Here is a 26,556-nt window from a genome sequence, read left to right as displayed (position 1 = left end):
GCCTCTGCGCTTTCCTGGGAATTCCCTGACAATATCCCTGGTCTTTGCCTGTACATTGCACTCGAACTAGTGTTTGTCAGCGAATTTCACGGGAAATTCCCCGGTTCGCACTGTTGACCCGGACGGCGTTCCGGTATGGGATATGAATTCGGCCCCGGTTTCCTCTCGGCATCGGTCCGGCGGCCCCGGTCCACCGCCCATGGCCCGGCCCCCGTCCCGAAGGACCCCCGCCATGCCTGCGCTCACACGGTTCGTCCTTCCGCACGCCGACCCCCGTGTGAGCACCGACCAGCCCGCCGCCGACGAGGACGTCACCTTCGGCCTGCTGCGCGCCCGCTGGACCGGCCGCGGCCTGGAACTCACCGGCTTCGCCCGCCCGGACGACCTCGACACCGGCCGCCCCGGCTCCGCCTGGACCTGGCTGACCCTGCGCCACGCCGACGGGACCCGGCCGCCCGTCCACCTGCGCTCCCGGCCCCGCCGGCTGCCCGAAGTCACCGACGACAGCGCCCAGCCCGAGTTCAACCACGACTGGTCCGGCTTCACCGCCCTGATCGAGCCCGGCCGGCTGCGCCACGGCACCGACTGGCTGCTCGGCGACTGGCAGATCGAGACCACCCTGTTCACCCGCCCGCGCCCCACCCGGCTGCGCCGCCGGTACGGCGCCCTCGCCCCGCACTGGTGCGGCTCCGGCGAGTACCCGCCGGCCCACTGGGTGGACCACGACGTCCGCCTCCAGCCGTACTTCGCCGACGGGCGACTGCGGCTGCTGCTCGAACGCCCCGGCATCCGGCTCACCCACGCCACCCCCACCGCCGACGGCCTCGACCTGCGCGGCAGCGCGGACTCCTGCCCGGCCGGCACCGTGCTGCGGCTGCGCCACCGGCAGAGCGACGCCGTGATCGAACGGCCGGTCGCCCGCACCGGCAACACCTTCGCCGTCCACCTGCCGTACCGGCCGTTCACCGCCGACGGCCGCGGCAGCGGCGAACTGGAGCACTGGGACACCGAGTTCCTGCACCCCGACGGCAGCACCGAGCAGCTCTGCCCGGACGAGCGCGGCGGCCCGGTCGCCGGCCAGCACCGGCTGCCCGACACCCCGGACCGCGCCCTCTACCTCAAGCACCTCGCCGACGGCCGGCTCCAACTGTGCGTCCAGCCCGCGGCCGGCCTGGTCGAGCGGATCGCCGTCCGGGCCGGCGGCTTCGAGCTCACCGGCCGCTGCCCGGACCGCGCCGCGGACCGGCTGGAACTCGTCCTGCGGCACACCGGCACCGCGAGCGAGGTCCGCTCCCCCGTCGAGGCCGACCAGGACGGCCGCTTCAAGGTCCTGCTGCCCGCCGCCCGCACCGGCGCCGACGGCACCGCGCTGCCCCTGCGCAAAGGCATCTGGGAGGCCGCGCTGACGCCCGCCGGGCGGCCCGGCCCGAGCCGCCCGCTGCTCGCCGCACCCGCCGCCCTTCCCACGCTGCCCGCCGCCACCACGGCCGGCGGCAAGCGGATCCTGCTCCAGCGCCGCTGGCACGACACCCTGCTGGTGGACTCCACCCCGGTGCTCACCCCCACCGAGCGCAGCGCCTGGACGCAGAGCCGCCAGCGCGCCGTCCACTACCCCGCCGCCCGCCGCGAACCGCTGCGCGAGGCCGTGCTGTACGACGTGTTCGGCGGCCGCGGCTACGCCGACTCGCCGCGCGCGGTGCACGCCGAACTGGCCCGCCGCGGCGCGCCGTTGGAGCACCTCTGGGTGGTCGACGACGCCCAGGCCGAACTGCCGCCCGGGGTCCGGGCCGTCCGGATCTGGAGCCCGGAGTGGTACCGCGCGCTGGCCACCTGCCGGTACCTGGTCGGCAACACGCACTTCCCGGACTTCCTGGAGCGCCGCCCCGGCCAGGTGGTGCTCCAGACCTGGCACGGCTCGCTGCTGAAGCGGATCGCCCACGACGTCGACAACCCCTGGCTGGCCGACCACGGCTACCTGGAGGCGCTCGACCGGGAGACCCCGCAGTGGAGCCTGCTGCTCTCCCCCAGCCCGTTCGCCACCCCGATCCTGCGCCGCGCGTTCCGCTACGACGGCGAGATCCTGGAGGCCGGCTACCCGCGCAACGACGTGCTCGCCCGCCCCGACGAGGCCGCCGCAGCGGCCGTCCGCCGTCGGCTCGGCATCCCGGACGGCAAGCGGATCGTGCTGTACGCGCCGACCTGGCGCGAGGATCAGCAGCGCGGTGACGGCGACGGCTTCCGGCTCGGCCTGCGGCTGGACCTCGACCACGCCCGGCGCCTGCTCGGCCGGGACCACGTGCTGCTGATCCGCCCGCACGCGCACGTCCGCGAGCCGCTGCCGGGTGCCGGGGACGGCTTCCTGTACGACTGCGGGGACTATCCCGACCCGCAGGAACTGCTGCTGGTCGCGGACGTCCTGGTGACCGACTACTCGTCGATCATGTTCGACTTCGCCGTCACCGGCCGCCCGGTGCTCTTCTTCACCTACGACCTGGAGCACTACCGCGACACCCTGCGCGGCTTCTACTTCGACTTCGAACCGCAGGCCCCCGGCCCGCTCGTCCCCACCTCGGCCGGACTGCTCGGCGCGCTGCGCGAACTCGCCGACACCGGCGCGGCCCTGCCGCCCGGGTACGCGGAGCGCCACCGGCGCTTCCGGGCCGAGCACTGCGTCCTGGACGACGGCGGCGCGTCCCGCCGGGTGGTCGACCGGATGCTCGAACTCGGAAGGTCAGTACGGTAGTTGAAGATCAGGGCGGTAGTTCAGGAGAACAGGTAGCTCCGCCAGGGCCGCCAGACCTCGTCCGCGTCGAAGCGGGAGAGGCCGAAGCCCGGCACCGGGAAGGCCGCCCGGAAGCCGCGCGCCTGCGCGTACGCCTGGTCCAGCGCGTCGTCCGGCAGGCCGTGCGCGACCGTCACGTGCGGGTGGTACGGGAACGCCAGCTCGCGGGCCAGCGGGCCGGAGCGGACATCCGCCTCCAGCAGCCGGCACTCCTGCGCGCCCTCCTCGACCCGGACGAACACCACCGGGGAGACCGGGCGGAAGGTGCCGGCGCCGCGCAGCAGCATCCGGAACGGCCGGTGCGCGGCCGCCACCGCCGCCAGGTGCTCCTCGATCTTCGGCAGCGCCTCGGCGGGCACCTCGGTCGGCGGCAGCAGGGTGACGTGCGTCGGTATCGACCGGGCCAGCGGATCGCCGTGCCCGGCCCGGGCGTCCTGGATCTGCGCACCGTACGGATCCGGAACGCTCACGGACACGCCGATGGTGACGGCCTCGGGGAGACCGTCACCATCGGGCAGGCGTGTGAGGGGAGTCACCGCTTGGCGGCCGGGAGGAAGCCGACCCGGTCGTACACCGTCTCCAGCGTCTGCGCGGCCACCTCGCGGGCCTTCTCGGCGCCGATCGCCAGCACCCTGTCCAGCTCCGCCGGGTCGTCCAGGAACGTGCGGGTGCGCTCCTGGAAGGGGGTGACCCACTCGGTGAACAGCTCGGCCAGCTCGGTCTTCAGGGCGCCGTACATCTTGCCCTCGAAGTGCGCGACCAGCTGGTCGATCGACTGGCCGCTGAGCGCGGAGTGGATGCGCAGCAGGTTGGAGACGCCGGGCTTCCCGTCCTCGTCGTAGGAGACGACGGTGCCGGTGTCGGTGACGGCGCTCTTGAACTTCTTGGCGCTGACCTTCGCCTCGTCCAGCAGGTTGACCAGGCCCTTGTCCGAGGAGGCGGACTTGCTCATCTTGGCGCCCGGGTCCTGGAGGTCCTGGATCTTCGCCGTCTCCTTGAGGATGTACGGCTTCGGCACCGTGAAGGTCGGGCTGTAGCGGGTGTTGAAGCGGTCGGCGAGGTCGCGGGTGAGCTCCAGGTGCTGGCGCTGGTCCTCGCCGACCGGGACGGCGTCCGCCTGGTAGAGCAGGACGTCCGCGACCATGAGCACCGGGTAGGTGAACAGGCCGACCGTGGTGCTGTCCGCGCCGTGCCGGACGGACTTGTCCTTGAACTGGGTCATCCGGGAGGCCTCGCCGAAGCCGGTGAGGCAGTTCATCACCCAGGCGAGCTGCGCGTGCTCGGGCACGTGCGACTGGACGAACAGGGTGCAGTGCTCCGGGTCCAGGCCGGCGCCGAGCAGCTGGGCGGCGGAGACCCGGGTGTTCTCGCGCAGTTCCTTCGGGTCCTGCGAGACGGTGATCGCGTGCAGGTCGACGACCATGTAGAAGGCGTCGTTCTCCTTCTGCAGGTCCACCCACTGGCGCACCGCGCCCAGGTAGTTGCCGAGGTGGAACGAGCCGGAGGTGGGCTGGATGCCGGAGAGAACCCGGGGACGGTCCTTGACCGGACCAGTGACCGCTGCGTTGACCATGCGGGCCATTGTTCCAGTTCCACCGGGCGCTCAGGAAACGTCCGCCCCAGGAGGTTCCGCCAGTGTGACCGCACTCACCCTCACCCGGGCGATCCGCCGGCCCTCCAACTTGGCCACCGTCAGCAGCACCCCTCCACCGCCCTCGACCGGGACGCGCACCTGGTCGCCCTCCCGGGGCAGCCGGCCGAGCGAGGCGACCAGGCAGCCCGCCACCGTCTCGTACGGGCCCTCGGGCAGGGTGGCGCCGGTCTCCTCGGTGAAGTCGCCGAGGTTGAGCAGGCCGTCCAGCTCCATACCGCCGCCGACCAGCCGGCGGGTGGCGGCGGTCTCCGGCCGGTCGTACTCGTCCCGGATCTCGCCGATCACCTCCTCGACCAGGTCCTCAAGGGTGACGATCCCGGCGGTGCCGCCGTACTCGTCCACCACGATGGCCAGGTGGTGGCCCTCGCGGCGCATCTCGCCCATCGCCTCCAGCACCCGCTTGGTGCCGGGCAGCAGCTTCACCGGGCGGGCCAGGTCGCGGACCTTGGCGGCCTGCTCGCCGCGCGCGCCGTACAGGTCGCGGACGTGCACGAAGCCGACCACGGCGTCGGCGCTGCCCTCGACCACCGGGTAGCGCGAGTGCGGCGAGGTGTCCGCCTGGTGCCGGACGGCGGCCAGCGGGCGCTCGGCGTCCAGGAAGGTCACCTCGGTGCGCGGGACCATCACCTCGCGCAGCTGCCGCTCCCCGGCGGAGAACACGTCCGCGATCAACGCCCGTTCGTCGCTTCCGAGTTCGGTGTTGGCGGCGACCAGGCCGCGCAGCTCCTCGGAGCTCATCGAGCCACGGCCGGCGGCCGGGTCGCCGCCCAGCAGGCGGACCATCAGGTTGGTGGAGTGGCCGAGCAGCCAGATCACCGGGCGCAGCGCCACCGACATCACGTCCACCACCGGGGCCGCGATCACCGCGATCGACTCGGCCCGCTGCAGGCCGATCCGCTTGGGGGTGAGTTCGCCGAGCACCAGCGAGACGTAGCTGATCACCAGGGTGAGGCCGACCAGGGCGATCGCGTCGGCGACGCCCTCGGTGAGCCCGGCCCGGACGAACAGCGGGGCGACCTTGCCGGCCAGGGTGTCCGCGCCGAAGGCGGCGGACAGGAAGCCCATGCAGGTCACGCCGACCTGGACGGCGGCCAGGAAGCGGTTGGGGTCGGCGGCCAGGTGCGCGGCCCGGGCGGACCGCCGGGTGCCGAGCGCCTCCAGCGTCCGGATCTGGCCCTCGCGCAGCGAGATCAGCGAGATCTCGGCGACGTTGAACAGCCCGCCCAGCAGGATGAAGACGAGGACGAGCAGAGCGTCCCCGAGGGTTTCGTTCACAGCGGGTCAGTGTAGGACCGGCCGGCACCCGGGGAGTGGAAGAAGGGGCGGCGGCCGGTCACACGGCGGCCCGCCGCCTCCGGGAAGGAGACGGCGGGCCGTCGGGAAAAGCTGTGCTGCGGGGCTCAGATGAGGCCCAGCTCCTGGACCGCGTCGCGCTCCTCGGTCAGCTCCTTGACCGAGGCGTCGATGCGGGCGCGCGAGAAGTCGGAGATCTCCAGGCCCTGGACGATCTCGAACTTGCCGGCCTTGGTGGTGACCGGGAAGGAGGAGATCAGGCCCTGCGGGACGCCGTAGGAGCCGTCCGAGACGACGCCCATGGAGGTCCAGTCGCCCTCGGCGGTGCCGTTGACCCAGGTGTACACGTGGTCGATGGCGGCGTTGGCGGCCGAGGCGGCCGAGGAGGCGCCACGGGCCTCGATGATGGCCGCGCCGCGCTTGGCGACGGTCGGGATGAAGGTCTCGTCCAGCCAGGCCTGGTCGCTGCCGATGGCCTCGAAGGCCGGCTTGCCGGCGATCTCGGCCTGGAAGATGTCCGGGTACTGGGTGGCGGAGTGGTTGCCCCAGATGGTGACGCGCTTGATGTCGGAGACGGGCGCACCGGTCTTGACGGAGAGCTGGCCGACCGCGCGGTTGTGGTCCAGGCGGGTCATCGCGGTGAAGCGCTCGGCCGGGACGTCCGGGGCGTTGCGCTGGGCGATCAGGGCGTTGGTGTTGGCCGGGTTGCCGACGACCAGGACCTTGATGTCGTCCGCGGCGTGGTCGTTGATGGCCTTGCCCTGCGGGCCGAAGATGCCGCCGTTGGCCTGCAGCAGGTCGCCGCGCTCCATGCCGGCGGTGCGCGGACGGGCGCCGACCAGCAGCGCGACGTTGGCGCCGTCGAAGGCCTCGTTCGGGTTGGCGGTGATCGTGATGTCACGCAGCAGCGGGAACGCGCAGTCGACGAGCTCCATGGCGGTGCCCTCGGCGGCCTTGAGGCCCTGCGGGATCTCCAGGAGGCGCAGGTTCACCGGGACGTCGGCACCGAGCAGGTGGCCCGAGGCGATGCGGAAGAGCAGCGCGTAGCCGATCTGGCCGGCCGCTCCGGTGATGGTGACGTTGACGGGGGTGCGGGTCATTTCTACCTTCTCCAGCAGATCGCCAGGTGCCCCAGGCACACCGGCGCGCTGGAGCCGAGGATGGTCTCTCGACATCGAGAGACCGGCGTCAGGTTATCGCAAAGGGAAGCGTACGCCGCGGGTGCGGGCCTGGCTGATGCGTCACAACGGACGGCGGCCCCCGCCCTGGCTCGCAGGGCGGGGGCCGTCACGGTCACCCCGGCGTCAGTGCTTGGGCCGGCCGATCAACTTGCCGATGTTGTCGAGCAACGGGATCTCCAGCCACGGGTTCGGCTGCGCCACCAGGGTCAGCAGCACGATCGACGCTCCCAGGAAGGTCAGCACGATCACGTCGGTGAAGCGGCTGCGCACCGCCAGCATCCCGACCTCGGGCAGCACCAGCCGCAGGACGGCCCCGAGCAGCACCCCGCAGCCGAGGATCAGCAGCCCGTACTTGAAGCCGTCCTTGAAGTCGGCGAACCAGGTGACCGCGAGGCCGGCCCCGACCACCAGCAGGACCAGCGTTATCGGCCACTGCCGGACCGGCAGGGTGTGGTCGCGTCCGAGGGCTGCGGCCGCGCCCTCGGGCGGCAGGGTGCCGGTGGTCTTGACCGGCCTGCGCGGGGTCCGCGCCGGTCGCGGTTCCGTCATGCTCGCCGTCCCTCGTGGTGGTGTCGGTCGCGGGGTCAGACGCCGGCGCGGCGCTCGGCCGCCACGACGATGTTGTTGAGCAGCATCGCGCGGGTCATCGGGCCCACGCCGCCGGGGTTCGGGGAGATCCAGGCGGCCACCTCGGCCACGCCCGGGTGCACGTCGCCGACGATCTTGCCCTCGCTGCGGCTGACGCCCACGTCCAGCACCGCCGCGCCCGGCTTGACGTCCTCCGGCTTGACCAGGTGCGGCACGCCCGCGGCGGCCACGATGATGTCGGCCTTGCGCAGGTGGTAGCCGAGGTCCCGGGTGCCGGTGTGGCACAGGGTCACGGTGGCGTTCTCGCTGCGGCGGGTCAGCAGCAGGCCGATCGAGCGGCCGACGGTGACGCCGCGGCCGACCACGACCACCTCGGCGCCGTTGATCTCGACGTCGTGCCGGCGCAGCAGCTCGACGATGCCCAGCGGGGTGCACGGCAGCGGCCCCTCGATGCCCAGGGCGAGCCGGCCGAGCGAGGTCGGGTGCAGGCCGTCGGCGTCCTTGTCCGGGTCCATCAGCTCCAGGACCGGGTTCTGGTCCAGGCCCTTGGGCAGCGGCAGCTGGACGATGTAGCCGGTGCAGGAGGGGTCGGCGTTGAGCTCGCGGACGACGTTCTCGACGTCCTCCTGGGTGGCGGTCGCGGGCAGCTCGCGCTGGATCGAGGCGATGCCGACCTCGGCGCAGTCCTTGTGCTTGCCGTTGACGTACCAGCGGCTGCCCGGGTCGTCGCCGACCAGGACGGTGCCGAGGCCGGGCGTGACGCCCTTCGCCTTGAGGACCGCCACGCGGGCGGCGAGTTCGGACTTGATCGCGGCGGCGGTGGCCTTGCCATCGAGAATCTGGGCAGTCATGACCCCATTCTCCCGGATCGCGGCAAGCCGCCGTACCAGGGCCCGTCTTCGAACCCCCGTCGTCCTCCCGCCGGCCCCCGTCGTCCTCCCGTCCTGCGGTCGGACGGGTTCGGACGGGTACGGAAGGCCCGGACCACGTTGCGGTTGCGCCACAGTCTCGGTCCGGCGCGCGGAACCGGCTGGACACGGCCCCGCCGTCCGGTTGACGATATGCGGGCATTCCCTGCCGCGACCCGGCCCGGTGACGGGCCGACGGACACCCGGCGGGGGCGTACCCGGGGGAAAGAGCACGTGAGCCGACCACTTCAGACCGAGCCGCCCGACCACTGCGGCGCCGTCCTGCCCGCAACGGGCCCGTCGACGACTCCGCTCGCACTGCTCTCACCGCTCTCAGCGCTCTCACCGCGCGCCTGAGCCGGCCGCGCCCGGATCCGCTCCGGGCTGTCACTCCCCTCCGTTAGCGTCCCGTTCCACCGGCGACCCGACTCGCCAACCGGAACCGGGCCCTCCGTCCCGTCCCCACGTCCCCGCAACTGCCCGGAGGCATCGATGAGTTACCCGCCCGACCCGAACAACCCGAACAACCCGTACGGCCAGCCGCCGCAGGCTCCCGGCTACGGCTACCCCCAGCAGGCCCCGCCGGCCGGGTACGGCTACCCGCCGCCCGCGCCGGGCTACGGCGGACCGGGCTACGGCTACCCGCCGGCCGTCCCGCAGAACATGCCGGGCCTGGTGGTCACCACTCGGGTGCTGCTGTTCATCATCGGCGCCGTGCAGATCATCGGTGGCGGCATCTACCTGATAGCCGCCGCGGCGGCCAAGGAGGTCACCAACCGGGCCCAGCAGATCGACGGGAGCGACCCGTTCAACGGCTTCGGCAACGCGGCGGCCGGCGTGCTGGTGGTCGTCGGCATCGTGTGCGCGCTGTTCGCGGCCTTCTCCATCACGCTGGGCGTGAAGTTCGGCAAGGGCGGGCCCGCGGTCCGCATCACCACCCTGGTGTACGGATCGTTCGGCGCGCTGCTCGGCCTGCTGGGACTGGCCGGCTCGTTCGCCAACAACGCCAACCCGGTCGGCATCGTCTTCACGCTGATGTGGCTCGCGGTCTCGATCACGATGATCGTCGGGATGAGCGTCAAGGACGGCGTCGCCTGGTTCGCCCGGCCGCGCTACTGACCGGCCGCACCACTGACCGGCCCGGTCCGAGCCGATCGGACGACGAGCGGCCCGGCTCCCCTTCCGGAGGAGCCGGGCCGCTCTGTCATGCCGTCACCCGGGCGGTGCGCCGGGCGAGCGGTGGAACGCGATCAGTGGAAGAAGTGCCGCGCACCGGTGAAGTACATCGTCACCCCGGCCTCGGCGGCCGCCGCGACGACCTCCTCGTCCCGGATCGAACCGCCCGGCTGGACGATCGCCTTGACGCCGGCCGCGATCAGGATGGCAGGGCCGTCCGCGAACGGGAAGAACGCGTCCGAGGCCGCGTACGCGCCCTTGGCCCGCTCCCCGGCCCGCTCGACCGCGAGCTTGCAGGAGTCGACCCGGTTGACCTGGCCCATGCCGACGCCCACCGAGGCGCCGTCCTTGGCCAGCAGGATCGCGTTGGACTTGACGGCCCGACAGGCCCGCCAGGCGAAGGCCAGCTCGGCCAGCTCGGCCTCGGACAGCGCCTCACCGGTGGCCAGCCGCCAGTTCGCCGGGTCGTCGCCCTCGGCCTGCACCCGGTCGGCGTCCTGGAGCAGCACGCCGCCGGAGACCGGGCGCAGCTCCTGGCGGTTGGCCGGCGCCTCGGGGGCCAGCAGCACCCGCAGGTTCTTCTTCCGGGCCAGCACCTCGACGGCGCCGTCCTCGTAACCGGGGGCCACCACGACCTCGGTGAAGATCGGGGCGATCTGCTCGGCCAGCTCGACGGTGACCGGGCGGTTGACCGCGATCACGCCGCCGTACGCCGAGACCGGGTCGCACTCGTGCGCCTTGCGGTGCGCCTCGGCGACGTCCGCGCCGGTCGCGATGCCGCACGGGTTGGCGTGCTTGATGATCGCGACGGCCGGCTCGGCGTGGTCGTACGCGGCGCGGCGGGCAGCATCGGTGTCGACGTAGTTGTTGTACGACATCTCCTTGCCGTGCAGCTGCTCCGCGCCGGCCAGGCCGCCGCTGCCGTCGCTGTACAGCGCGGCGCCCTGGTGCGGGTTCTCGCCGTAGCGCAGCACGTTCTGCCGCTCCCAGGTGGCGCCCAGGAACTCCGGGAACCGCTCGTCGCTCGGCGCGTAGCCGGCCTCGAACCAGGAGGCGACCGCGACGTCGTACGCGGCGGTGTGCGCGAACGCCGCACCGGCCAGGCGCTTGCGGGTGGCCAGGTCGAAGCCGCCCTCCTGGGCGGCCCGCAGCACGTCGACGTAACGGGCCGGGTCGACCACCACGGCCACCGACGGGTGGTTCTTGGCGGCGGCGCGGACCATGCTCGGGCCGCCGATGTCGATCTGCTCGACGCACTCGTCCGGGGTGGCGCCCGAGGCGACGGTGGCCTTGAACGGGTAGAGGTTCACCACGACCAGGTCGAAGGGCTCGACGCCCAGCTCGGCCAGCTGCGCGCGGTGCGACTCCAGCCGCAGGTCGGCGAGCACGCCGGCGTGCACGCGGGGGTGCAGCGTCTTCACGCGCCCGTCCAGGCACTCCGGGAAGCCGGTCAGCTCGGAGACCTCGGTCACCGGGACGCCGGCGGCGGCGATCCGGCCGGCGGTGGAGCCGGTGGAGACGATGGCGACCCCGGCGGCGTGCAGGCCCTGGGCCAGCTCCTCCAGACCGGTCTTGTCGTACACGCTGATCAGCGCACGACGGATCGGACGGATGTTCTCGGAGACAGGGGGGGTGGTGGAGCTGGCACTCATGCCGGGATCCATACCTTTCGGTCCTCGATGCGGTGGCCCTCGCGGGCCAGCCGGCCCACGACGTCGACGAGCAGCTTGCGCTCGACAGTCTTGATGCGCTCGTGCAGCGCTTCGCCGCCATCGGCGTGGTCGGCGTCGACAACCTCGACGACGCCCTGCGCGATGATCGGCCCGGTGTCCACCCCGGCGTCGACCAGGTGGACGGTGCAGCCGGTGACCCTCACCCCGTACGCGAGCGCGTCGGTGACGCCGTGGGCGCCGGGGAAGGAGGGCAGCAGTGCGGGATGGGTGTTGACGATCCGCCCGGCGAAGGCCGCGATGAACTCGGGGCCGAGGATCTTCATGAACCCGGCCGTGACCACCAGGTCCGGCTCGTGGGCGGCGACGGCGGCGGTCAGCGCGCGGTCCCAGTCGGCCCGGTCGGCGAAGTCCTTCACCCGGTGGACGAAGACCGGCAGGCCCGCCTTCTCGGCCCGCTCCAGGCCCGCGATGCCGTCGCGGTCCGCACCCACGGCGAGGATCTCGGCGCCGTACGCCGGATCGGCTGCGGCGTCGAGCAGCGCCTGCAGATTGGTGCCGGAACCGGAGACCAGCACCACCAGGCGGGCCGGTCCGGGCGTACGGGGCGGGAAGAGCTGGGCGGGGGCGGCGGCCACTGCGCGATTCTCCGTAGGTCGGGCGCCGCCCGCTGGTACGTCCACCGGTGGTGGGGCCACTACGAACGGCAGGTCGAGCGAGGGGGAACACCAGGAGAACCCACCGCGACGCGGGCACCCGGGAACCTCTGCGAGCTGCTGACCGTCACCACGATAACGGCTGGTCGGACGGCCTCCGCACCCTCCCGGCGGCGCTACGCGCGTAGTTGAGACGGGGATCTCCTCCGGCCCGCACAGCGGAGTCGCCCCGGGCACGGGCCCTCCCGGCACCCGCGCAGCGGGCAGGCCGCCTGAGGACCGGCGAACGGCTGCGGGATCATAGGGAAGGCGGGAGACCGCCGCCCCGACCGAGAAGGAATGGCTGAACCATGAGCAGCGGTGACGACACCGGCGAGCGCAACCCCTTCGCGCCGCCGCCGGCGGATGCCCCGGACCAGCCGTGGCAGCCGCGCAACCCCTGGCCCGGCGAGGGCCCGGACGGCACCGGCGGCCAGGGCGCCGGCGAACGCCCGCAGCTCCCGCCGCCGCACCCCTGGGGCCCCGGCCGGCCCGAGGACGGCCGCCCCACCCCACCGGCCCCGCAGCCGCCCAAGCTCGACCCCGCCGACCCCGCCCAGCGCCGGGCCCGCAACGCCGCACTGGCCGGGCCGCTCGCGCTGGTCTGCCTGTTCGCCGGCTTCCACTGGGCCGCCCTGTTCGTCGGCGCGCTCGGCATCGTGTGGGGCATCAGCGCGCTGCGGACCCCCAAGCCCGCCCCGGCCGCCGCCGTCACCGGCGCCGCCCCCCAGACCGCCGCCCGCCAGCCCGCCACCCCGAACCCGCTCACCCCGGCCGCGCTCGCCGGAATCCTCACCGGCGCGATGACCGTCGTGGTCGCGACCTCGGTGATCGGCCTCGGGATGTACTACAACGACTACGTCACCTGCGTCCGGGACTCGCTGACCTCCGTCGGCGCCGACAACTGCGACCGGTTCGCGCCCAAGTGGTACGTCGACTTCACCGGGAACGCCGGCTAGGCCCGGTCCGGCCGATCTTGCCGGACACGCCCTAATCACTTCCGGGGCCCCGCCCGCCCAGGCGCAGCACCGCGGCGTACCCGCGGGCCCGCAGCAGCAGCACCCCCCGGCGCAGCCGCTCGGCCGACCGGGCGCGGGCGGCGGGCAGGGCCTCCTCGTCGGCGTCCGCGTCGAGTTCCTCGGCGGTCTGCCCGTCAACCTCTCCGTCAACCCCTTCGTCGGCCTCCGGGACGGTCGCGGGGCACAGCGCCCGATGGCGCACCAGCAGCGCGCCCGGCACGGCCACCAGCGCGAACCAGCCCGCCGCCGCCGGTCCCGTCCACCAGGGCGCCGGCCCCAGCCGGGCCATCCGGCCGCCCGCCAGCGCGCCACCCGCCAGCCAGCTCGCCGCCGCCACCGCGACGCCGGTCAGCAGCGCCGCCACCAGCACCACCACCACCGTCACCGCGAGCGGCCACGGTCCGTCGCCGCCCCCGTTGCCGTCCCCGTCGCCGGTCCCGGACCCCGCCTCGGCCGCTGCGCGCGGGCCGGCCGCCGCCCGGCCCAGCAGCACCGCCGGCACCACCCCCGCCAGCACCGGCAGCAGCAGTGCCGCCAGCCGCCAGCCACCCGGGCCCTCCGCCGGCAGCAGGGCGAACATCGGGAACTCCGGGACGGGGCCCAGCACGGTGCCGCCCGGCGCCACCACCGTCCCGGAACCCACCGCGAACCCCGGGCCCAGGGCATACGCCGTCCCCCAGAGCACCGCGTTCGGCAGCAGCACCACCCCGAGCAGCAGCAGCCCGACCAGGGCCGCCGGCCCGCGCCCGAGCACCGCCATCCCGTGCCCGCCCCCGACCGCCGCGTCCAGCGCCGCCGCCACCGCCACCAGCACCCCGCCCGCCGCCACCAGGCCCGCCCCGGCCGCCAGCACCGAGCCGCGCACCGCCGCCGCGCCGCCGGCCGGTCGGAGCGGCGCGGGCAGCCGGTCCAGCAGCGGCCACGCCGGGCGGCGGGGCGGGGCGTCGGGGCCGGCGGCCCGGGCCGAACGCGCGCCCGCCGCCGTCGCCAGCCCGGCCAGCAACCCCACCACCAGGACGTCCGGCAGCACCCTGGCCCGGAACAGCCCGGCGCCCGTGCAGTGCAGCACCACCGCCACCGCGACCGCGCAGTAGCCCGCCCAGACCGCCGCCGGGCCGCCCCAGCGCGGCCGGGGCCCGCGCCGCGACGCCACCGCGGCGGCGGCCCGGTACAGCTGAGCCACCGCCAGCACGCCCAGCAGCAGCGGGGTGACGGTCAGCGGGGCGCCCGCGTCCCCCCGCAGCACCGGCGCGCCGTGCCCGAGCAGCCACAGCGCCCCCGCCAACCGGGTGGCGCCGGTCGCCCCGTTGTCCGCGTACGGCGTCGCCACCCAGAGTCCGAGCACCGGCACCCCGACCACCGCCAGGCCGACCAGTGCCGTCCGCACCCCCGCCAACAGGTCGGCCGGCAACGGGCGTCCGCCCAATTCGCCCGGCAGTTCCAGGATCGGACGGCCCATCAGCTGCGTCATGCGCCTCATGGTGCCAAGGCGACTCGCCATGCCCCGTGAAGCGGCAAACCGCCGCCGTGTCCCAGATTATTGGCTTATGCGCATTTTCAGACCCGATCCCCAAGCCGCCGGCGCACCGGCCCGGAGCGTCTGATGACCACGCCACCTACCGCCGAACACCCCGCCGGCGCCGACTCCCCCACCCCCGAGAACCGCCCCCGCAAACCCCGGGCCACCCGCCCCGACCAGGACGCGGCGCGCCCCCTAGGGAAACTGACGCCCCGTGAGGCCCAGGTGCTCGCCCACCTCGCCGCCGGTCGCGACCTCCCGCAGGCGGCCGCCGCCCTCGGCGTCACCCCGGCCACCGCCCGCAGCTACGTCCAGCGGGCCATGCGCAAACTCGGCGCGGCCACCGAGGCCGAGGCCGTCGCCCTCACCACCGCCCGCCCGAAGAGCCCCGACCCCGCACCACCCGGCCCCACACCACCCGGCCCCGACGCGCCGGGCGACGCCCAGGCGGACCCTGCCGCCGCCCCCCGTACCCCCGACCCCGCGCCGCCGCGCCCGCCCGTCCTCGGCACCGGAGGAGAGCACCCCGGCCAGGCCACCCACCCCGCCCCCGCGCACGCCCACGCCCACGCCACCGACGCCGCTAGCGCCCAGGCGGCCCCGAACGCCCCGGGAGGGAGCATCAGCACACCCGCCGCCACCATGACACCGCCTGGCACCCGCGACACCCCGCCCGCGGCGCAGGCCCGACCCGACGACCCGGCCGCCGGCACCGGGCGGCCCGCCCACGCGGCCACGCCGGCCGACGACGAGCGGGCCGGGCCGGCCGGGAGCTTCGAGGAGCTGTACGAGCAGGCGCACACCCGGCTGGTGCAGCAGATGTTCCTGCTGACCGCCTGCCGGCACCGGGCGGCGCACTGCGTCCGGCTGGCGTTCGGGGCCGCGCGCCGGGGCTGGGCGGAGGTGGCCGCGACGGGGGATCCGGAAGGGTGGGTACGGGTACGGGCGTGCGAGCTGGCGCTGTCCCCGTGGCACCGGGGCGGGCCCCGGCGGATGCACGCCTGGAAGCTGCCGCACCGGCGGATCCGGGTACGGCCGGCGGACGAGTCGCAGGCGGTGCTGCCCGATCACGACCGGCTGACCGACCGGGACCGGGCGCTGCTGAAGGCGCTGCGGCGGCTGTCCCGGCCGCAGCGCCGGGCGCTGGTGCTGCACGACGGGCTGGGCCTGCCGGCGGCGGCGGTCGCGGTGGAGGTGGAGTCGACGCTGGCGGCGGCCGAGGGGCGGGTGTGGGCGGCCCGGGTGGCGCTGGCCCGGTGGGTGCCGGAGCTGCTGGGGCCGGATCCGGCGGCACCGGGGTTCGCGGACGGCCTGAGCGGGCTGCTGCACCGGGCGGCGGTCCGGGGCTGCCCGCAGCCGCACCGGCCGCCGGTGCCGGTGCTGCTGGCCCGGCACCGGCTGTGGACGGCGAGCCGGACGGGGGCGGCGGCGCTGCTGACGGCGGCGGTGGGCGGGGCGGCGCTGGCGACGCTGGTGGGGATCCGGCCGGTGACGCTGTTCCGCTCCCCGGAGCCGCCGGAGCCGGCGATGTGCCTGTCGACGGCGAACGCGGGCGTGCCGGGCGCGCCTGTTGTGTCGGGTGTGCCGGCGCTGCCGGGCGGGCCGCCGAACGTCGTCCGCAGCCTGTGGTGCAGCCCGACGCCGGGAGTGGAGGCGGTCGTGATGGAGTCGGCGCCGCAGGCCGCCGCGCGGTGGGAGCTGCCGGCGGTCGCCCGGGGGGCGGGCGCCCCGCCGCCGCAGGGCCCGGAGGTCTGCCCGCTGTGGTCACCGCTGCCGTGCACGACCGGGTCGACACCGCACTGACGGCGTCCGCGAACGCGCGAGCGCCCCTGCCCTTCACGGGCAGGGGCGCTCGCTACGCAGTCGACCGACGTCAGCCGGCGATGATCTCGCGCGCCAGGCGGGCGGTCTCGGACGGCGTCTTGCCGACCTTGACACCGGCGGCCTCGAGGGCCTCCTTCTTCGCCTGGGCGGTACCCGAGGAGCCGGAGACGATGGCGCCGGCGTGGCCCATGGTCTTGCCCTCGGGGGCGGTGAAGCCCGCGACGTAGCCGACGACCGGCTTGGTGACGTGCTCGGCGATGTAGGCCGCGGCACGCTCCTCGGCGTCGCCGCCGATCTCACCGATCATGACGATGAGCTCGGTCTCCGGGTCCTCCTGGAACGCCTTGAGGGCGTCGATGTGGGTGGTGCCGATGACCGGGTCACCGCCGATGCCCACGGCCGAGGAGAAGCCGATGTCCCGCAGCTCGTACATGAGCTGGTAGGTCAGGGTGCCCGACTTCGAGACCAGACCGATCTTGCCGGAGGTGGTGATGTCGGCCGGGATGATGCCGGCGTTCGACTGTCCGGGGCTGATCAGGCCGGGGCAGTTCGGGCCGATGATCCGGGTCTTGTTGCCCTTCGAACCGGCGTACGCCCAGAAGGCGGCGGTGTCGTGCACCGGAACGCCCTCGGTGATGACGACGGCCAGGCCGATCTCGGCGTCGATGGCCTCGACGACGGCGTCCTTGGTGAACTTCGGCGGCACGAAGATGACGGTGACATCGGCACCGGTCTTCTCCATGGCCTCGGCGACGCCGCCGAAGACGGGCACCTCGGTGCCGTCGACGTCGACCGTGGTGCCGGCCTTGCGCGGGTTGACACCGCCGACGATCTGGGTGCCGGAGGCGAGCATGCGGCGGGTGTGCTTCATGCCCTCGGAGCCGGTCATGCCCTGGACGATGACCTTGCTGTCCTTGGTAAGGAAGATAGCCATGGTGTGAAAGTCCCCTTCCTTACTTGTTGGCCAGCTCGGCGGCGCGGTCAGCGGCGCCGTCCATGGTGTCCACGCGCTGGACCAGCGGGTGGTTGGCGTCGTCGAGGATCTTGCGACCCAGCTCCGCGTTGTTGCCGTCCAGACGGACGACCAGCGGCTTGGTGACGTTCTCGCCCTTGCTCTCCAGGAGCGCGAGGGCCTGCACGATGCCGTTGGCGACCGCGTCACAGGCGGTGATGCCGCCGAAGACGTTGACGAACACCGACTTGACGTCGGGGTCGCCCAGGATGATCTCCAGGCCGTTCGCCATGACCTCGGCGGAGGCGCCGCCGCCGATGTCGAGGAAGTTGGCGGGCTTGACGCCGCCGTGGTTCTCACCGGCGTAGGCGACCACGTCGAGGGTGCTCATCACGAGGCCCGCGCCGTTGCCGATGATGCCGACCTGGCCGTCGAGCTTGACGTAGTTCAGGCCCTTGGCCTTGGCGGCGGCCTCCAGCGGGTTGGCCGCGGCCTTGTCCTCCAGGGCCTCGTGCTCGGGCTGGCGGAACTCGGCGTTCTCGTCCAGCGAGACCTTGCCGTCAAGCGCGATGATCTTGCCCTCGCCGGACTTGATCAGCGGGTTGACCTCGACGAGGAGCGCGTCCTCGGCGATGAAGACCTTCCACAGCTTCTGCAGGACGTCGGCAACCTGGTCGGCGATCTCGGCCGGGAACTTCGCCGCGGCGACGATCTCGGCGGCCTTCTCCGGGGTGCAGCCCTCGTTGGCGTCGACCGGGATCTTGGCGAGCGCGTCGGGGTTCTCCTCGGCGACGACCTCGATCTCCACGCCGCCCTCGACGCTGGCCATCGCCAGGAAGGTGCGGTTGGTGCGGTCCAGCAGGAACGAGACGTAGTACTCGTCCTTGATGTCCGCGGTCTGGGCCAGCATCACCTTGTGGACGGTGTGGCCCTTGATGTCCATGCCGAGGATCGCCTCGGCCTTGGCGACGGCGTCAGCCGGGTCGGAGGCGAGCTTCACGCCACCGGCCTTGCCTCGGCCACCCACCTTCACCTGAGCCTTGACGACGGCGCGGCCGCCGAAGCGCTCCGCGATGGCGGCAGCGTCTGCGGCGGTCTCGATCACATCACCGTCAAGCACGGGCACACCGTGCTTGGCGAAGAGGTCCCTCGCCTGGTACTCGAACAGGTCCACGTGTTTGTCCTTGTTCGTGGTCGCGGATTGTGTCTCTACGAGCGTGCCACGGCAGGATCTTCGCTGCGGGTCGTCGGGGCGGTGCGGGTACGCAGAGGTACGGCCTTGCGGCCCACACAGCCACGGGCGCACACGTCAATCAACACGCGCGTCACGTCCGTCTGGCAGGTTATCCCCGTACGACGGGACTGTTTCGCCCGGGGCCTGCCCGTCCGTGGTGAGAACCGTCACAGACAGCCTACGGGGGCGGTCGGCGCACCCCCCGTCCGCCGGTCGGCCGGTTCGCACGTCCGGGTGAATCCTCACACTCCCTGGTCAGGCACCGGCAGCGGGCGCTTCTCGATCGCCGCGGCCATGATCTCCGGAAAGGCGTCCGGGGTGCAGGCGAAGGCCGGGGCCCCCAGGGCGGCCAGGGCGGCGGCGTGGGCGTGGTCGTAGGCGGGCGCACCTTCGTCGGAGAGCGCCAGCAGGGCGATGAACTGGACGCCGGCCGCCTTCATCGCGGCGACGCGCTTGAGCATGCCGTCCCGGATGCCGCCCTCGTAGAGGTCGCTGATCAGCACCACCACGGTCTCGGACGGCCGGGTGATCCTCGACTGGCAGTAGGCGAGCGCGCGGTTGATGTCGGTGCCGCCGCCGAGCTGGGTGGCGAACAGGACGTCGACCGGGTCGGTGAGCTGTTCGGTGAGGTCGACCACCGAGGTGTCGAAGACGACCAACCGGGTGTCCAGCGTGCGCATCGAGGCGAGCACCGCGCCGAACACCGCCGAGTGCACCACCGACGGGGCCATCGAGCCGGACTGGTCGATGCAGAGGATGACGTCCTTCTTCACCGCGCGCTGGGCGCGGGCGTAGCCGACCAGCCGCTCGGGCACGACGGTGCCGTGCTCGGGCAGGTAGTTCTTCAGGTTGGCCCGGATGGTGCGGTCCCAGTCGATGTCGCGGTGGCGGGGCCGGTTGACCTTGGCGCTGCGGTCGAGGGCGCCGCCCAGGGTGGCCCTGGTGCGGTCGGCGAGCCGGCGCTCCAGATCGGCGACCACCTTGCCGACCACGGCCCGGGCGGTCTCCCGGGTGGTCTCGGGCAGCGCGTGCTTGAGCGACAGCAGGGTGCCGACCAGGTGCACGTCCGGTTCGACGGCCTCCAGCATCTCGGGTTCCAGCAGCAGCCGCTCCAGGCCGAGCCGGGCGATCGCGTCCTGCTGCATCAGCTGGACGACGGTGGACGGGAAGTACTCGCGGATGTCGCCCAGCCAGCGCGCCACCTGCGGGGCCGAGCCGCCCAGCCCGGCGCTGCGCCGGCCGCCGCGGGCCCCCCGGCCGCCCTCCTCGGGCGCGCCGCGGTAGAGCGCGGCCAGCGCGCCGTCCATCGCGGCGTCCCGGCCGCGCAGGGCGCAGCCGGTGCCGTCGGCCTCGCCGCCGAGCACCAGCCGCCAGCGGCGCAGCCGTTCGTCGGTCGTGGTCGCCATCAGGTCCTCCTTCACGGGTGTCAGGTGTTGCGGCCGGCGGCCTGCCGGGGGATCCGGGGGCGGGCGCCGAGCAGCAGGGCCACCACCGGGACGGCGGCGTCGGCCCGGGCCGGGTCGAGGGTGCCGCCCGGGGTCGGGGCCGCCGGGGCCTCGCCGAGCGGGCCAGCCGCGACCCGGCCGCCGATGGTGCTGCGGACGCCCGCCTCCAGCCCGGCGAAGGTGCGGCGCAGCAGCGGCAGGACGTCGGTGAAGACCTCGCCGGGCACGCCGGTCAGCCACTCGTCGAGCAGGGCGAGCAGGCGCGGGTCGTGCAGCAGCAGGGCGCCGCCGCCGGTGAGGAAGCCCTCGATCCAGCCGGCCGCGTCCGCCGGGGCGTTGGCGGTGGACAGGACCAGCCGCAGCCGGCCGGCGGCCTCCTCGGAGTCGAGCCGCCCGTCGTCCAGCAGCAGCCGGACGGCGCGCCCGCGCAGCAGGCCGGGGGCGCCGGTGGCCGGGCCGCCGGCCGGCTCGCGGCGGGCCAGCGAGCGCAGGGCGGCGGCCCAGCGGTCGGCCAGGGCCTCGGAACCGTCCGGGCCCGGGGAGGCTGCCGGGGTGCCCGGGCCCGCTGATTCGTCCGGGGCGTCCGGGCCTTCCGGGGCGTCCGGCTCCGGACGGGCGGCCGGGCCGAGCAGGCCGATCGCGCCGTGCACCTCGTCGAGCCGGCCGCGCATCGCCGCCGCCCCCTCGGCGTCCAACCCGACGCAGGCGGGCGGCAGCCCTACGCAGATCCGGTCGGCCAGGCCGGTGGCGACCTCGCCGAGCGCGCCGTGGTCGGTGCCGCGCACGTCGCCGTAGCGCAGCGCCCGGACCAGCGCGGGCAGCGCCCCGGCCAGGTGCGCGACGTCGGTGTCCAGCGCGGCGCAGTCGGCGAGCACCCGCATCACGGCGGGCAGCGCGCCGGCCAGCCCGGCCAGCAGGCAGGTCTCCACCAGGCCGGTCAGCTCGGCGAGTTCGGCGGCGGCGCGGGCGGTGCCGACGGCCTTGCCGGTCGCCGCCTCCTCCACCGTGGTGCCCCACTGGGCGGCCTCGGCGATCCGGACCGCGAACTCGGGCTGCCAGCACAGCCGCCAGCTCTCCCGGAACGTCCCGGTCGAGTTGACCGCCGAGCGGGCCGGCACGCCCCAGTCGACACCCAGGAGCCGCAGCCTGTGCAGCAGCCGCGAGCGGGCCGCGTCGGTGTCCTTGCGCAGGTCAAGGTCGAGGTCCTTCGGCGCGGCCTCGGGCTTGAGCCGCAGCGTGCGCTGCCAGCGGGTGAGGTCCCGCTGGAGCGGCACCGCCGGTGCCGCGTCCGGGACTTCGCCGAGCGCGTCGCCGACCACCAAGCGGTCCCGGACGAGCTCCAGGGCGACGTCCGAACCCTCGCAGAGCACCGCCCGGACGGCGTCCAGGGTCTCGGTCAGGCCGGCCAGCGGGCGGCCGCGCAGCACCGCCAGCGTGCGGGCGAGCCGGACCGCCTCGATGACGTGGGCGGAGGAGACCGGGTGGTCCTCGGCGCGCAGCAGTTCGGCGGCCCGGGCGAGCCAGCGCGGCACCGGATCGCCCTCTGTGCCGAACAGGTGGTGGTACCAGCCCGGTGACTGCACGCCCGCGCCGTAGCCGGTGGCCTGGGAGAGCCGGCGGTGCGTCCACGGCACCCAGGTGATGTCCGTCCGCACCTTCCGCGGCAGTGCGGCGAGCAGCGCCCGGTCGTGCGCGACCGTCGGCAGCACCGCCAGCGCGGGCACGTGGAAGGCCCCGCACACCACGGCGATCCGGCGGTGCCCGGCGCGGCGGGCGGCCCGGATCTGCTGGCGCATGTACGCCTCGCGCAGCTCGTCCCGCCGGGACTCGCCGAGGCCCTCCGCGCGCAGCGCCGCCATCGCCTCCGCGACGGCGGCGAACGGCGCCAGTCCGTCCGGGTCGTCCGCGCCGCCCGCACCGGGCGCGCGGTGCTCGACCACGTCCTCCCACCAGCGCTCCGGGTCGTCGTACCCGGCCGCCTCGGCGAGCAGCGCCAGCGGGTCGGCGACCGGCCCGGCGGGCTCCCCCGGCTCCCCGGCCTCCCCCGCCTCGGCGGCCTCGGCGGCGGGGCCGAGGCCGTACCCGGCGGGCAGGTCGATGAAGCGGACCGGCAGCTCCCGCTCGACGCCGTAGCGGATCGCCACCCACTCCGGGGAGAACTCGGCATACGGCCAGAACGCGGCCCTCGCCGGGTCGTCCACCGCGTGGGCCAGCAGCGCGACCGGCGGCACCAGGCCGTTCCCGGCCGCGAGGTGGACGATGCCGTCGGCCTCCGGCGGGCCCTCGATCAGCACCGCGTCCGGCCGCCACCGCTCCAGCGCGGCGGCCACCGCCCGGGCCGAGCCCGGGCCGTGGTGCCGGATGCCGAGCAGCGCGACGTCCGCGGTCATCGCACCTCCTCGCGGGCGGCCCGGTAGAAGTCCTTCCAACCGTCGCGCTCGCGCACCACCCCTTCGACGTACTCGCGCCACACCGCGTGGTCCGCCACCGGGTCCCGGACGACGGCGCCGAGGATGCCGGCCGTCACGTCCCCGGCGCGCAGCACGCCGTCCCCGAAGTGAGTGGCCAGGGCGAGGCCGTTGGCCACCACCGAGATCGCCTCCGCCGTGGAGAGGGTGCCGCTCGGGCTCTTGACCTTCGTCCGCCCGTCCGTCGTGATCCCGGCCCGCAGCTCGCGGAACACGGTGACCACCCGCCTGATCTCCTCGGCGCCGCCGGGCAGTTCGGGCAGCTCCAGGGAGCGGCCGAGCTGGTTCACCCGGCGGGTGACGATGTCGACCTCCTCCTCCAGCGAGCCCGGCAGCGGCAGCACGACGGTGTTGAACCGCCGGCGCAGCGCGCTGGACAGCTCGTTGACGCCGCGGTCGCGGTCGTTCGCGGTGGCGATCACGTTGAAGCCGCGCACCGCCTGCGTCTCGCCGCCCAACTCCGGCACCGGCAGCGTCTTCTCGGACAGGATGGTGATCAGGCTGTCCTGCACGTCGGCCGGGATCCGGGTCAGTTCCTCGATCCGGGCGAGCTTGCCGTCCGCCATCGCCCGCATCAGCGGCGAGGGCACCAGGGCGTCCCGGCTCGGGCCGTCGGTGAGCAGCCGGGCATAGTTCCAGCCGTACCGGACGGCCTCCTCCGGGGTGCCGGCGGTGCCCTGCACCAGCAGGGTGGAGTCGCCGCTGATCGCCGCGGCCAGGTGCTCGGACACCCAGGTCTTCGCGGTGCCGGGCACGCCGAGCAGCAGCAGCGCGCGGTCCGTCGCCAGGGTCGTGACGGCGACCTCCACCACCCGGCGCGGGCCGATGTACTTGGGGGTGATCGGGGTGCCGTCGGGCAGTTCGCCGCCGAGCAGGTACGTCGCCACGGCCCACGGCGAGAGCTTCCAGCGCTCCGGGCGCGGACGGTCGTCCTGCGCGGCCAGCGCGGCCAGTTCACCGGCGAAGGCGTCCTCGGCATGCTGCCGCAGAACGTCGGTCACGGGGGCTCCTTCGGGTCGGCCGCCGGGCACACGGGTGCCCTCGGCGGCAGGGTGATCGGGGGGAGCTGGGGCCGGCGTCCCGGCCTGTGGGAACCACCCTGCACCCCGGCACTGACAAACCCCGGGGCGCTCCCGACGGGCGGTCAGCCGATGTCAGTGCCGCCGCCTACCGTCGGTCGCATGGAGGAACGCTGGAGCACCGAACACGTCCTGTACCTGGCACCTGACGCCGCGTCGCAGAAGGCGGCCGGCAAGCTCTCCTCGCCCGCGCCCTGGTCCGGGGCGGGCACCGACGGCACCGCGCTCTGGGGCGAGTGCAAGGGCAGCGGCAGCACGCCGTACCGCACCGTGATCGAACTCGCCACGCCCGCCTACCAGTGCAGCTGCCCCAGCCGGAAGTTCCCGTGCAAGCACGCGCTCGGGCTCCTCCTGCTGTGGAGCGGCGCCCCGGAGGCCGTCCCGGCCGCCGAACCCGCCGCATGGGCGGCCGACTGGCTCACCTCCCGCGAGGAGCGCGCCGAGAAGCGCGCCGCGCCCCCCGCCGACCCGGCCGCCGCCCGCCGCCGGGCCGAGCGGCGCGGTGCCCGGGTGGCGGCCGGCGCGGCCGAGCTGCGGCTGCGCCTGGCCGACCGGATCCGGCACGGCCTGGCCGACCAGTCCACCGCCGGGCCCTGGGAAGAGGTCGCCGCCCGAATGGTCGACGCCCAGGCCCCCGGCCTGGCCACCCGGGTCCGCGAACTCGACGCCGCCCCGCAGGACCGGCTCCTGGAGGAGTACGCGATGCTGCACCTGCTCGCCACCGCCGCCACCCGCGTCGACGAACTGCCGGCCGAACTGGCCGCCACCGTCCGCACCCGGGTCGGCTACCCCACCGACACCGCCGAGATCCTGGCCGGCCCCACCGTGCGCGACCGCTGGCAGGTGCTCGGCAGCCGCGACTCCGCCGACGAACGGCTCACCACCCGCCGGGTCTGGCTGCGCGGCGCCAAGACCGGCCGCCCCGCCCTGCTGCTCGCCTTCGGCCGCCCCGGCCAGGCCCCCGACCTCGCCCTGCCCACCGGCCACCTGCTGGAGGCCGACCTCGCCTTCCACCCCGGCGCCCGCCCGCTGCGCGCCGCCCTCGGCACCCGCTACGGCGCCCCCGAGCCCGGCCCGGCCGGCCCGCCCGACGGCCTCACCGTCGCCGAGGCGGTCGCCGGCTACGGCACCGCCGTCGCCGACGACCCGTGGCTGGACAGCTGGCCGACCGTCCTCACCGGCGCCGTGCCCGTCCGCACCCCGGACGGCTGGTACCTGACGGACGGCCACCACACCCTGCCCGTCCGCACCTCGGCCCTCCCGGAGGCGGCCCTGTGGCGGCTGGCCGCGGTCTCCACCGGCCGCCCGCTGACGGTCTTCGGCGAGTACGGCCACCAGGGCTTCGCCCCGGTCACGGCCTGGGCCGGCCACGACCGCCCGATCGGCCTCACCACCGTCTAGGGCGTGCCTTGTGGATCAGGACACGCCCGAGCACACCTCAGGAGCACCGAAGATGACGATCACCCAGGACCCGTGGGAGACCCTGCACACAACCGCCCTGCTCGGCACCGACCGCCGCCCGCTCCCGGCCACCACCCTGCCGCTCGCCGACACCGTCGACCAGGCCGACCCGGCCACCGCGCTGCTGGAGCTGGCCGCCCTCGCCACCGTCCGCCGCCGGGCTGGCGCCCTGCCCGTCCCCGCCGCCGGACCGCCCGGCCCGCCCGCGCCCGAGGACGGGCGCCCCGAGCTGCCCGCGGCGGCCGCCCGCCGGCTCGCCGTCCTGCTGGCCGGCCGGTCCGGCGGCAGCGGCGGCGCCACCCTGGCCAACCTCGCCGAACTGCTCCCGCAGTGGCTCGCCACCGCCCGCGCCCGGGGTCTGCGCCCGCCCGGCGCACTGATACCCGGCCTGCTCGACGCCGCCCGCGCCCGCAGCGAACTGCGCTCCGACGCCGTCGCGCTGGCCGGACCGCTGGGCCGCTGGCTGGCCGAGCAGAACCCCGACTGGCGCTTCGTGCTGCGCACAGCCGCCCCCGACCCGGCCGAGCAGCCCGGCGGGCCCGTCGACCACCAGCTGTGGCACGAGGGCCTGTTCGCCGAGCGGGTCACCCACCTCACCCTGCTGCGCCGCCGCGATCCGGCCGCCGGCCTGGAGCTGCTGAGCGGCACCTGGTCCACCGAGCGCGCCGAGGACCGCCTGCTCTTCCTGGACGCCCTCCAGGACGGCCTCTCCGCCGCCGACGAACCCTTCCTGGAGGCCGCCCTCAGCGACCGCAGCAAGAACGTCCGCGCCACCGCCGCCGAACTGCTCTCCACCCTGCCCGGCTCGGCCCTCGCCCGGCGGATGGCCGAGCGGGCGAGGGCCGCCGTCCGCCTCGCCGCGGCCGGGACGCACCTGCTGGTCACCCCGCCCGCCGAGTGCGACGCGGCCATGCAGCGCGACGGCATACCGCCCAAATCCCCCACCGGACGCGGCGAACGGGCCTGGTGGTTCGGCGAGGTGATCGCCGCCGCGCCGCTGCGGCTCTGGCCCGAGAGCACCGGCCTGACACCGGAACAGCTGCTCGCCCTGCGGGTCGGCGACAGCATCGACGAGACCAGCAGCAGCTGGGCCGACGACCTGCGCGAGGCCTGGGCGCGCGCCGCCGTCCGCCAGCACGACGCCGACTGGGCCCGGGCGCTGCTCGGCCCGGCGCCCGCACCGCCCGCCCGCGGCGCCGGACGGGCCCGCGCCCCCCGCGTCACCGGCGCCCCCGCCAAGCTGCTCGCCGTCCTCCCACCCGAGGAGCGGGCCGCCTGGACGGCCGCGTTCATCGAGGTGCACGGCCTGGGCGAGGCCTTCCAACTGCTCGGCGCCTGCGGCACGCCGTGGACGCCGCCGCTGTCCACCGCCGTGGTGACGGCCCTGGCCCGCGCCGCCGGCTCCGGCGCGTACCCGTGGAGCCACAGCGGGGTACTCGGGATGACGGAACGCGCGCTCGCCCCGGAGACGGCGGCCGCCGTGGAGGAGCTGGCCGCCGGGGCCGCGCCCGACTCCGCCTGGTCGGAGACCTTCGCCCGGCTGGCCGGGACGCTGCGCTTCCGGGCCGCGATGCTCGCCGAACTCGACGCCTGACGCCCGTTCCCGAA

20 protein-coding genes are annotated in these 26,556 nt (G+C 74.7%); 6 read left to right on the top strand and 14 right to left on the bottom strand.

Going from position 1 to position 26,556, the window contains the following annotated elements; translation table 11 throughout:
• Positions 1-232: 232 nt before the first annotated feature.
• Positions 233-2,743: a CDP-glycerol glycerophosphotransferase family protein gene (locus tag ACFVHI_RS14205; RefSeq protein WP_380338939.1), complete on the top strand. Its 2,511-nt coding sequence runs from the start codon at positions 233-235 to the stop codon at positions 2,741-2,743.
• Between the two features lie 20 nt (positions 2,744-2,763).
• Here the strand turns inward: ACFVHI_RS14205 and ACFVHI_RS14200 are convergent, their stop codons facing one another.
• The 6 genes from ACFVHI_RS14200 to ACFVHI_RS14175 all read right to left on the bottom strand — a co-directional run bounded on the left by ACFVHI_RS14200 (position 2,764) and on the right by ACFVHI_RS14175 (position 8,349).
• Positions 2,764-3,252 (bottom strand): 2'-5' RNA ligase family protein, encoded by a 489-nt coding sequence (locus ACFVHI_RS14200; protein ID WP_347878545.1) that lies wholly within the window; start codon positions 3,250-3,252, stop codon positions 2,764-2,766.
• 62 nt (positions 3,253-3,314) lie between these two features.
• Positions 3,315-4,355 (bottom strand): tryptophan--tRNA ligase, encoded by a 1,041-nt coding sequence (gene trpS, locus ACFVHI_RS14195; RefSeq protein ID WP_063351340.1) that lies wholly within the window; start codon positions 4,353-4,355, stop codon positions 3,315-3,317.
• A 30-nt stretch (positions 4,356-4,385) separates the two neighbouring features.
• Positions 4,386-5,711 carry a hemolysin family protein gene (locus ACFVHI_RS14190; protein ID WP_063349032.1) on the bottom strand — a complete coding sequence of 442 codons (1,326 nt, stop codon included), beginning with the start codon at positions 5,709-5,711 and terminating at the stop codon, positions 4,386-4,388.
• Positions 5,712-5,836: 125 nt separating this feature from the next.
• Positions 5,837-6,829: a malate dehydrogenase gene (locus tag ACFVHI_RS14185; protein ID WP_063349031.1), complete on the bottom strand. Its 993-nt coding sequence runs from the start codon at positions 6,827-6,829 to the stop codon at positions 5,837-5,839.
• Between the two features lie 204 nt (positions 6,830-7,033).
• Entirely contained in the window at positions 7,034-7,459 is a 426-nt protein-coding gene (locus ACFVHI_RS14180; protein ID WP_063349030.1) for a DUF3017 domain-containing protein, read from the bottom strand.
• A gap of 35 nt (positions 7,460-7,494) precedes the next feature.
• Positions 7,495-8,349, bottom strand: coding sequence for a bifunctional methylenetetrahydrofolate dehydrogenase/methenyltetrahydrofolate cyclohydrolase (locus tag ACFVHI_RS14175; RefSeq protein WP_063349029.1), 855 nt, complete (start codon positions 8,347-8,349; stop codon positions 7,495-7,497).
• A 549-nt stretch (positions 8,350-8,898) separates the two neighbouring features.
• On the opposite strand from ACFVHI_RS14175, the gene ACFVHI_RS14170 reads away from it, so the two are divergent.
• Entirely contained in the window at positions 8,899-9,525 is a 627-nt protein-coding gene (locus tag ACFVHI_RS14170) for a hypothetical protein (protein ID WP_063349028.1), read from the top strand.
• A gap of 131 nt (positions 9,526-9,656) precedes the next feature.
• Here the strand turns inward: ACFVHI_RS14170 and purH are convergent, their stop codons facing one another.
• Both purH and purN read right to left on the bottom strand, forming a co-directional pair.
• Positions 9,657-11,234 (bottom strand): bifunctional phosphoribosylaminoimidazolecarboxamide formyltransferase/IMP cyclohydrolase, encoded by a 1,578-nt coding sequence (gene purH, locus ACFVHI_RS14165; RefSeq protein ID WP_063349027.1) that lies wholly within the window; start codon positions 11,232-11,234, stop codon positions 9,657-9,659.
• Positions 11,231-11,890 carry a phosphoribosylglycinamide formyltransferase gene (gene purN / locus ACFVHI_RS14160; RefSeq protein WP_371518479.1) on the bottom strand — a complete coding sequence of 220 codons (660 nt, stop codon included), beginning with the start codon at positions 11,888-11,890 and terminating at the stop codon, positions 11,231-11,233. Before purN ends, purH begins: the two co-directional genes overlap by 4 nt.
• Before the next feature lie 368 nt (positions 11,891-12,258).
• Between purN and ACFVHI_RS14155 the strand changes: the two genes are divergently transcribed.
• The gene (locus tag ACFVHI_RS14155; RefSeq protein ID WP_380338931.1) at positions 12,259-12,906 is read left to right on the top strand and encodes a hypothetical protein; all 648 of its coding nucleotides are present in this window, start codon (positions 12,259-12,261) and stop codon (positions 12,904-12,906) included.
• Positions 12,907-12,937: 31 nt separating this feature from the next.
• Here the strand turns inward: ACFVHI_RS14155 and ACFVHI_RS14150 are convergent, their stop codons facing one another.
• On the bottom strand, positions 12,938-14,437 hold the full coding sequence (locus ACFVHI_RS14150) for a DUF6350 family protein (RefSeq protein WP_380338928.1): 1,500 nt from the start codon (positions 14,435-14,437) through the stop codon (positions 12,938-12,940).
• 132 nt (positions 14,438-14,569) lie between these two features.
• On the opposite strand from ACFVHI_RS14150, the gene ACFVHI_RS14145 reads away from it, so the two are divergent.
• Positions 14,570-16,288 carry a LuxR C-terminal-related transcriptional regulator gene (locus tag ACFVHI_RS14145; RefSeq protein WP_380338926.1) on the top strand — a complete coding sequence of 573 codons (1,719 nt, stop codon included), beginning with the start codon at positions 14,570-14,572 and terminating at the stop codon, positions 16,286-16,288.
• A gap of 70 nt (positions 16,289-16,358) precedes the next feature.
• Here ACFVHI_RS14145 and sucD read toward each other — a convergent pair whose 3' ends face one another.
• The 5 genes from sucD to ACFVHI_RS14120 all read right to left on the bottom strand — a co-directional run bounded on the left by sucD (position 16,359) and on the right by ACFVHI_RS14120 (position 23,439).
• Entirely contained in the window at positions 16,359-17,243 is an 885-nt protein-coding gene (gene sucD / locus ACFVHI_RS14140) for a succinate--CoA ligase subunit alpha (RefSeq protein WP_063349021.1), read from the bottom strand.
• A gap of 19 nt (positions 17,244-17,262) precedes the next feature.
• Entirely contained in the window at positions 17,263-18,435 is a 1,173-nt protein-coding gene (sucC, locus tag ACFVHI_RS14135; protein WP_063349020.1) for an ADP-forming succinate--CoA ligase subunit beta, read from the bottom strand.
• Positions 18,436-18,737: 302 nt separating this feature from the next.
• A complete protein-coding gene (locus ACFVHI_RS14130) occupies positions 18,738-19,901 on the bottom strand; it encodes a VWA domain-containing protein (protein ID WP_063349019.1) in 1,164 nt (387 codons plus the stop codon).
• A gap of 20 nt (positions 19,902-19,921) precedes the next feature.
• Entirely contained in the window at positions 19,922-22,330 is a 2,409-nt protein-coding gene (locus tag ACFVHI_RS14125) for a DUF5682 family protein (RefSeq protein WP_380338921.1), read from the bottom strand.
• Positions 22,327-23,439, bottom strand: coding sequence for an AAA family ATPase (locus ACFVHI_RS14120; protein WP_063349017.1), 1,113 nt, complete (start codon positions 23,437-23,439; stop codon positions 22,327-22,329). The genes ACFVHI_RS14125 and ACFVHI_RS14120 overlap by 4 nt, the downstream gene beginning before the upstream one ends.
• Positions 23,440-23,589: 150 nt before the next feature.
• Between ACFVHI_RS14120 and ACFVHI_RS14115 the strand changes: the two genes are divergently transcribed.
• Complete coding sequence (locus tag ACFVHI_RS14115) at positions 23,590-24,888, top strand: SWIM zinc finger family protein (protein WP_380338917.1); 1,299 nt, start codon at positions 23,590-23,592, stop codon at positions 24,886-24,888.
• Positions 24,889-24,940: 52 nt separating this feature from the next.
• Positions 24,941-26,542, top strand: coding sequence for a DUF5691 domain-containing protein (locus ACFVHI_RS14110; protein ID WP_380338914.1), 1,602 nt, complete (start codon positions 24,941-24,943; stop codon positions 26,540-26,542).
• Positions 26,543-26,556 lie beyond the last annotated feature (14 nt).

This window comes from Kitasatospora sp. NPDC127121, from assembly GCF_042677305.1.
Classification (GTDB): domain Bacteria; phylum Actinomycetota; class Actinomycetes; order Streptomycetales; family Streptomycetaceae; genus Kitasatospora.
The sequence above is the reverse complement of the archived record's forward strand: the minus strand, read 5'-3'. Positions and strand labels throughout refer to the sequence as shown.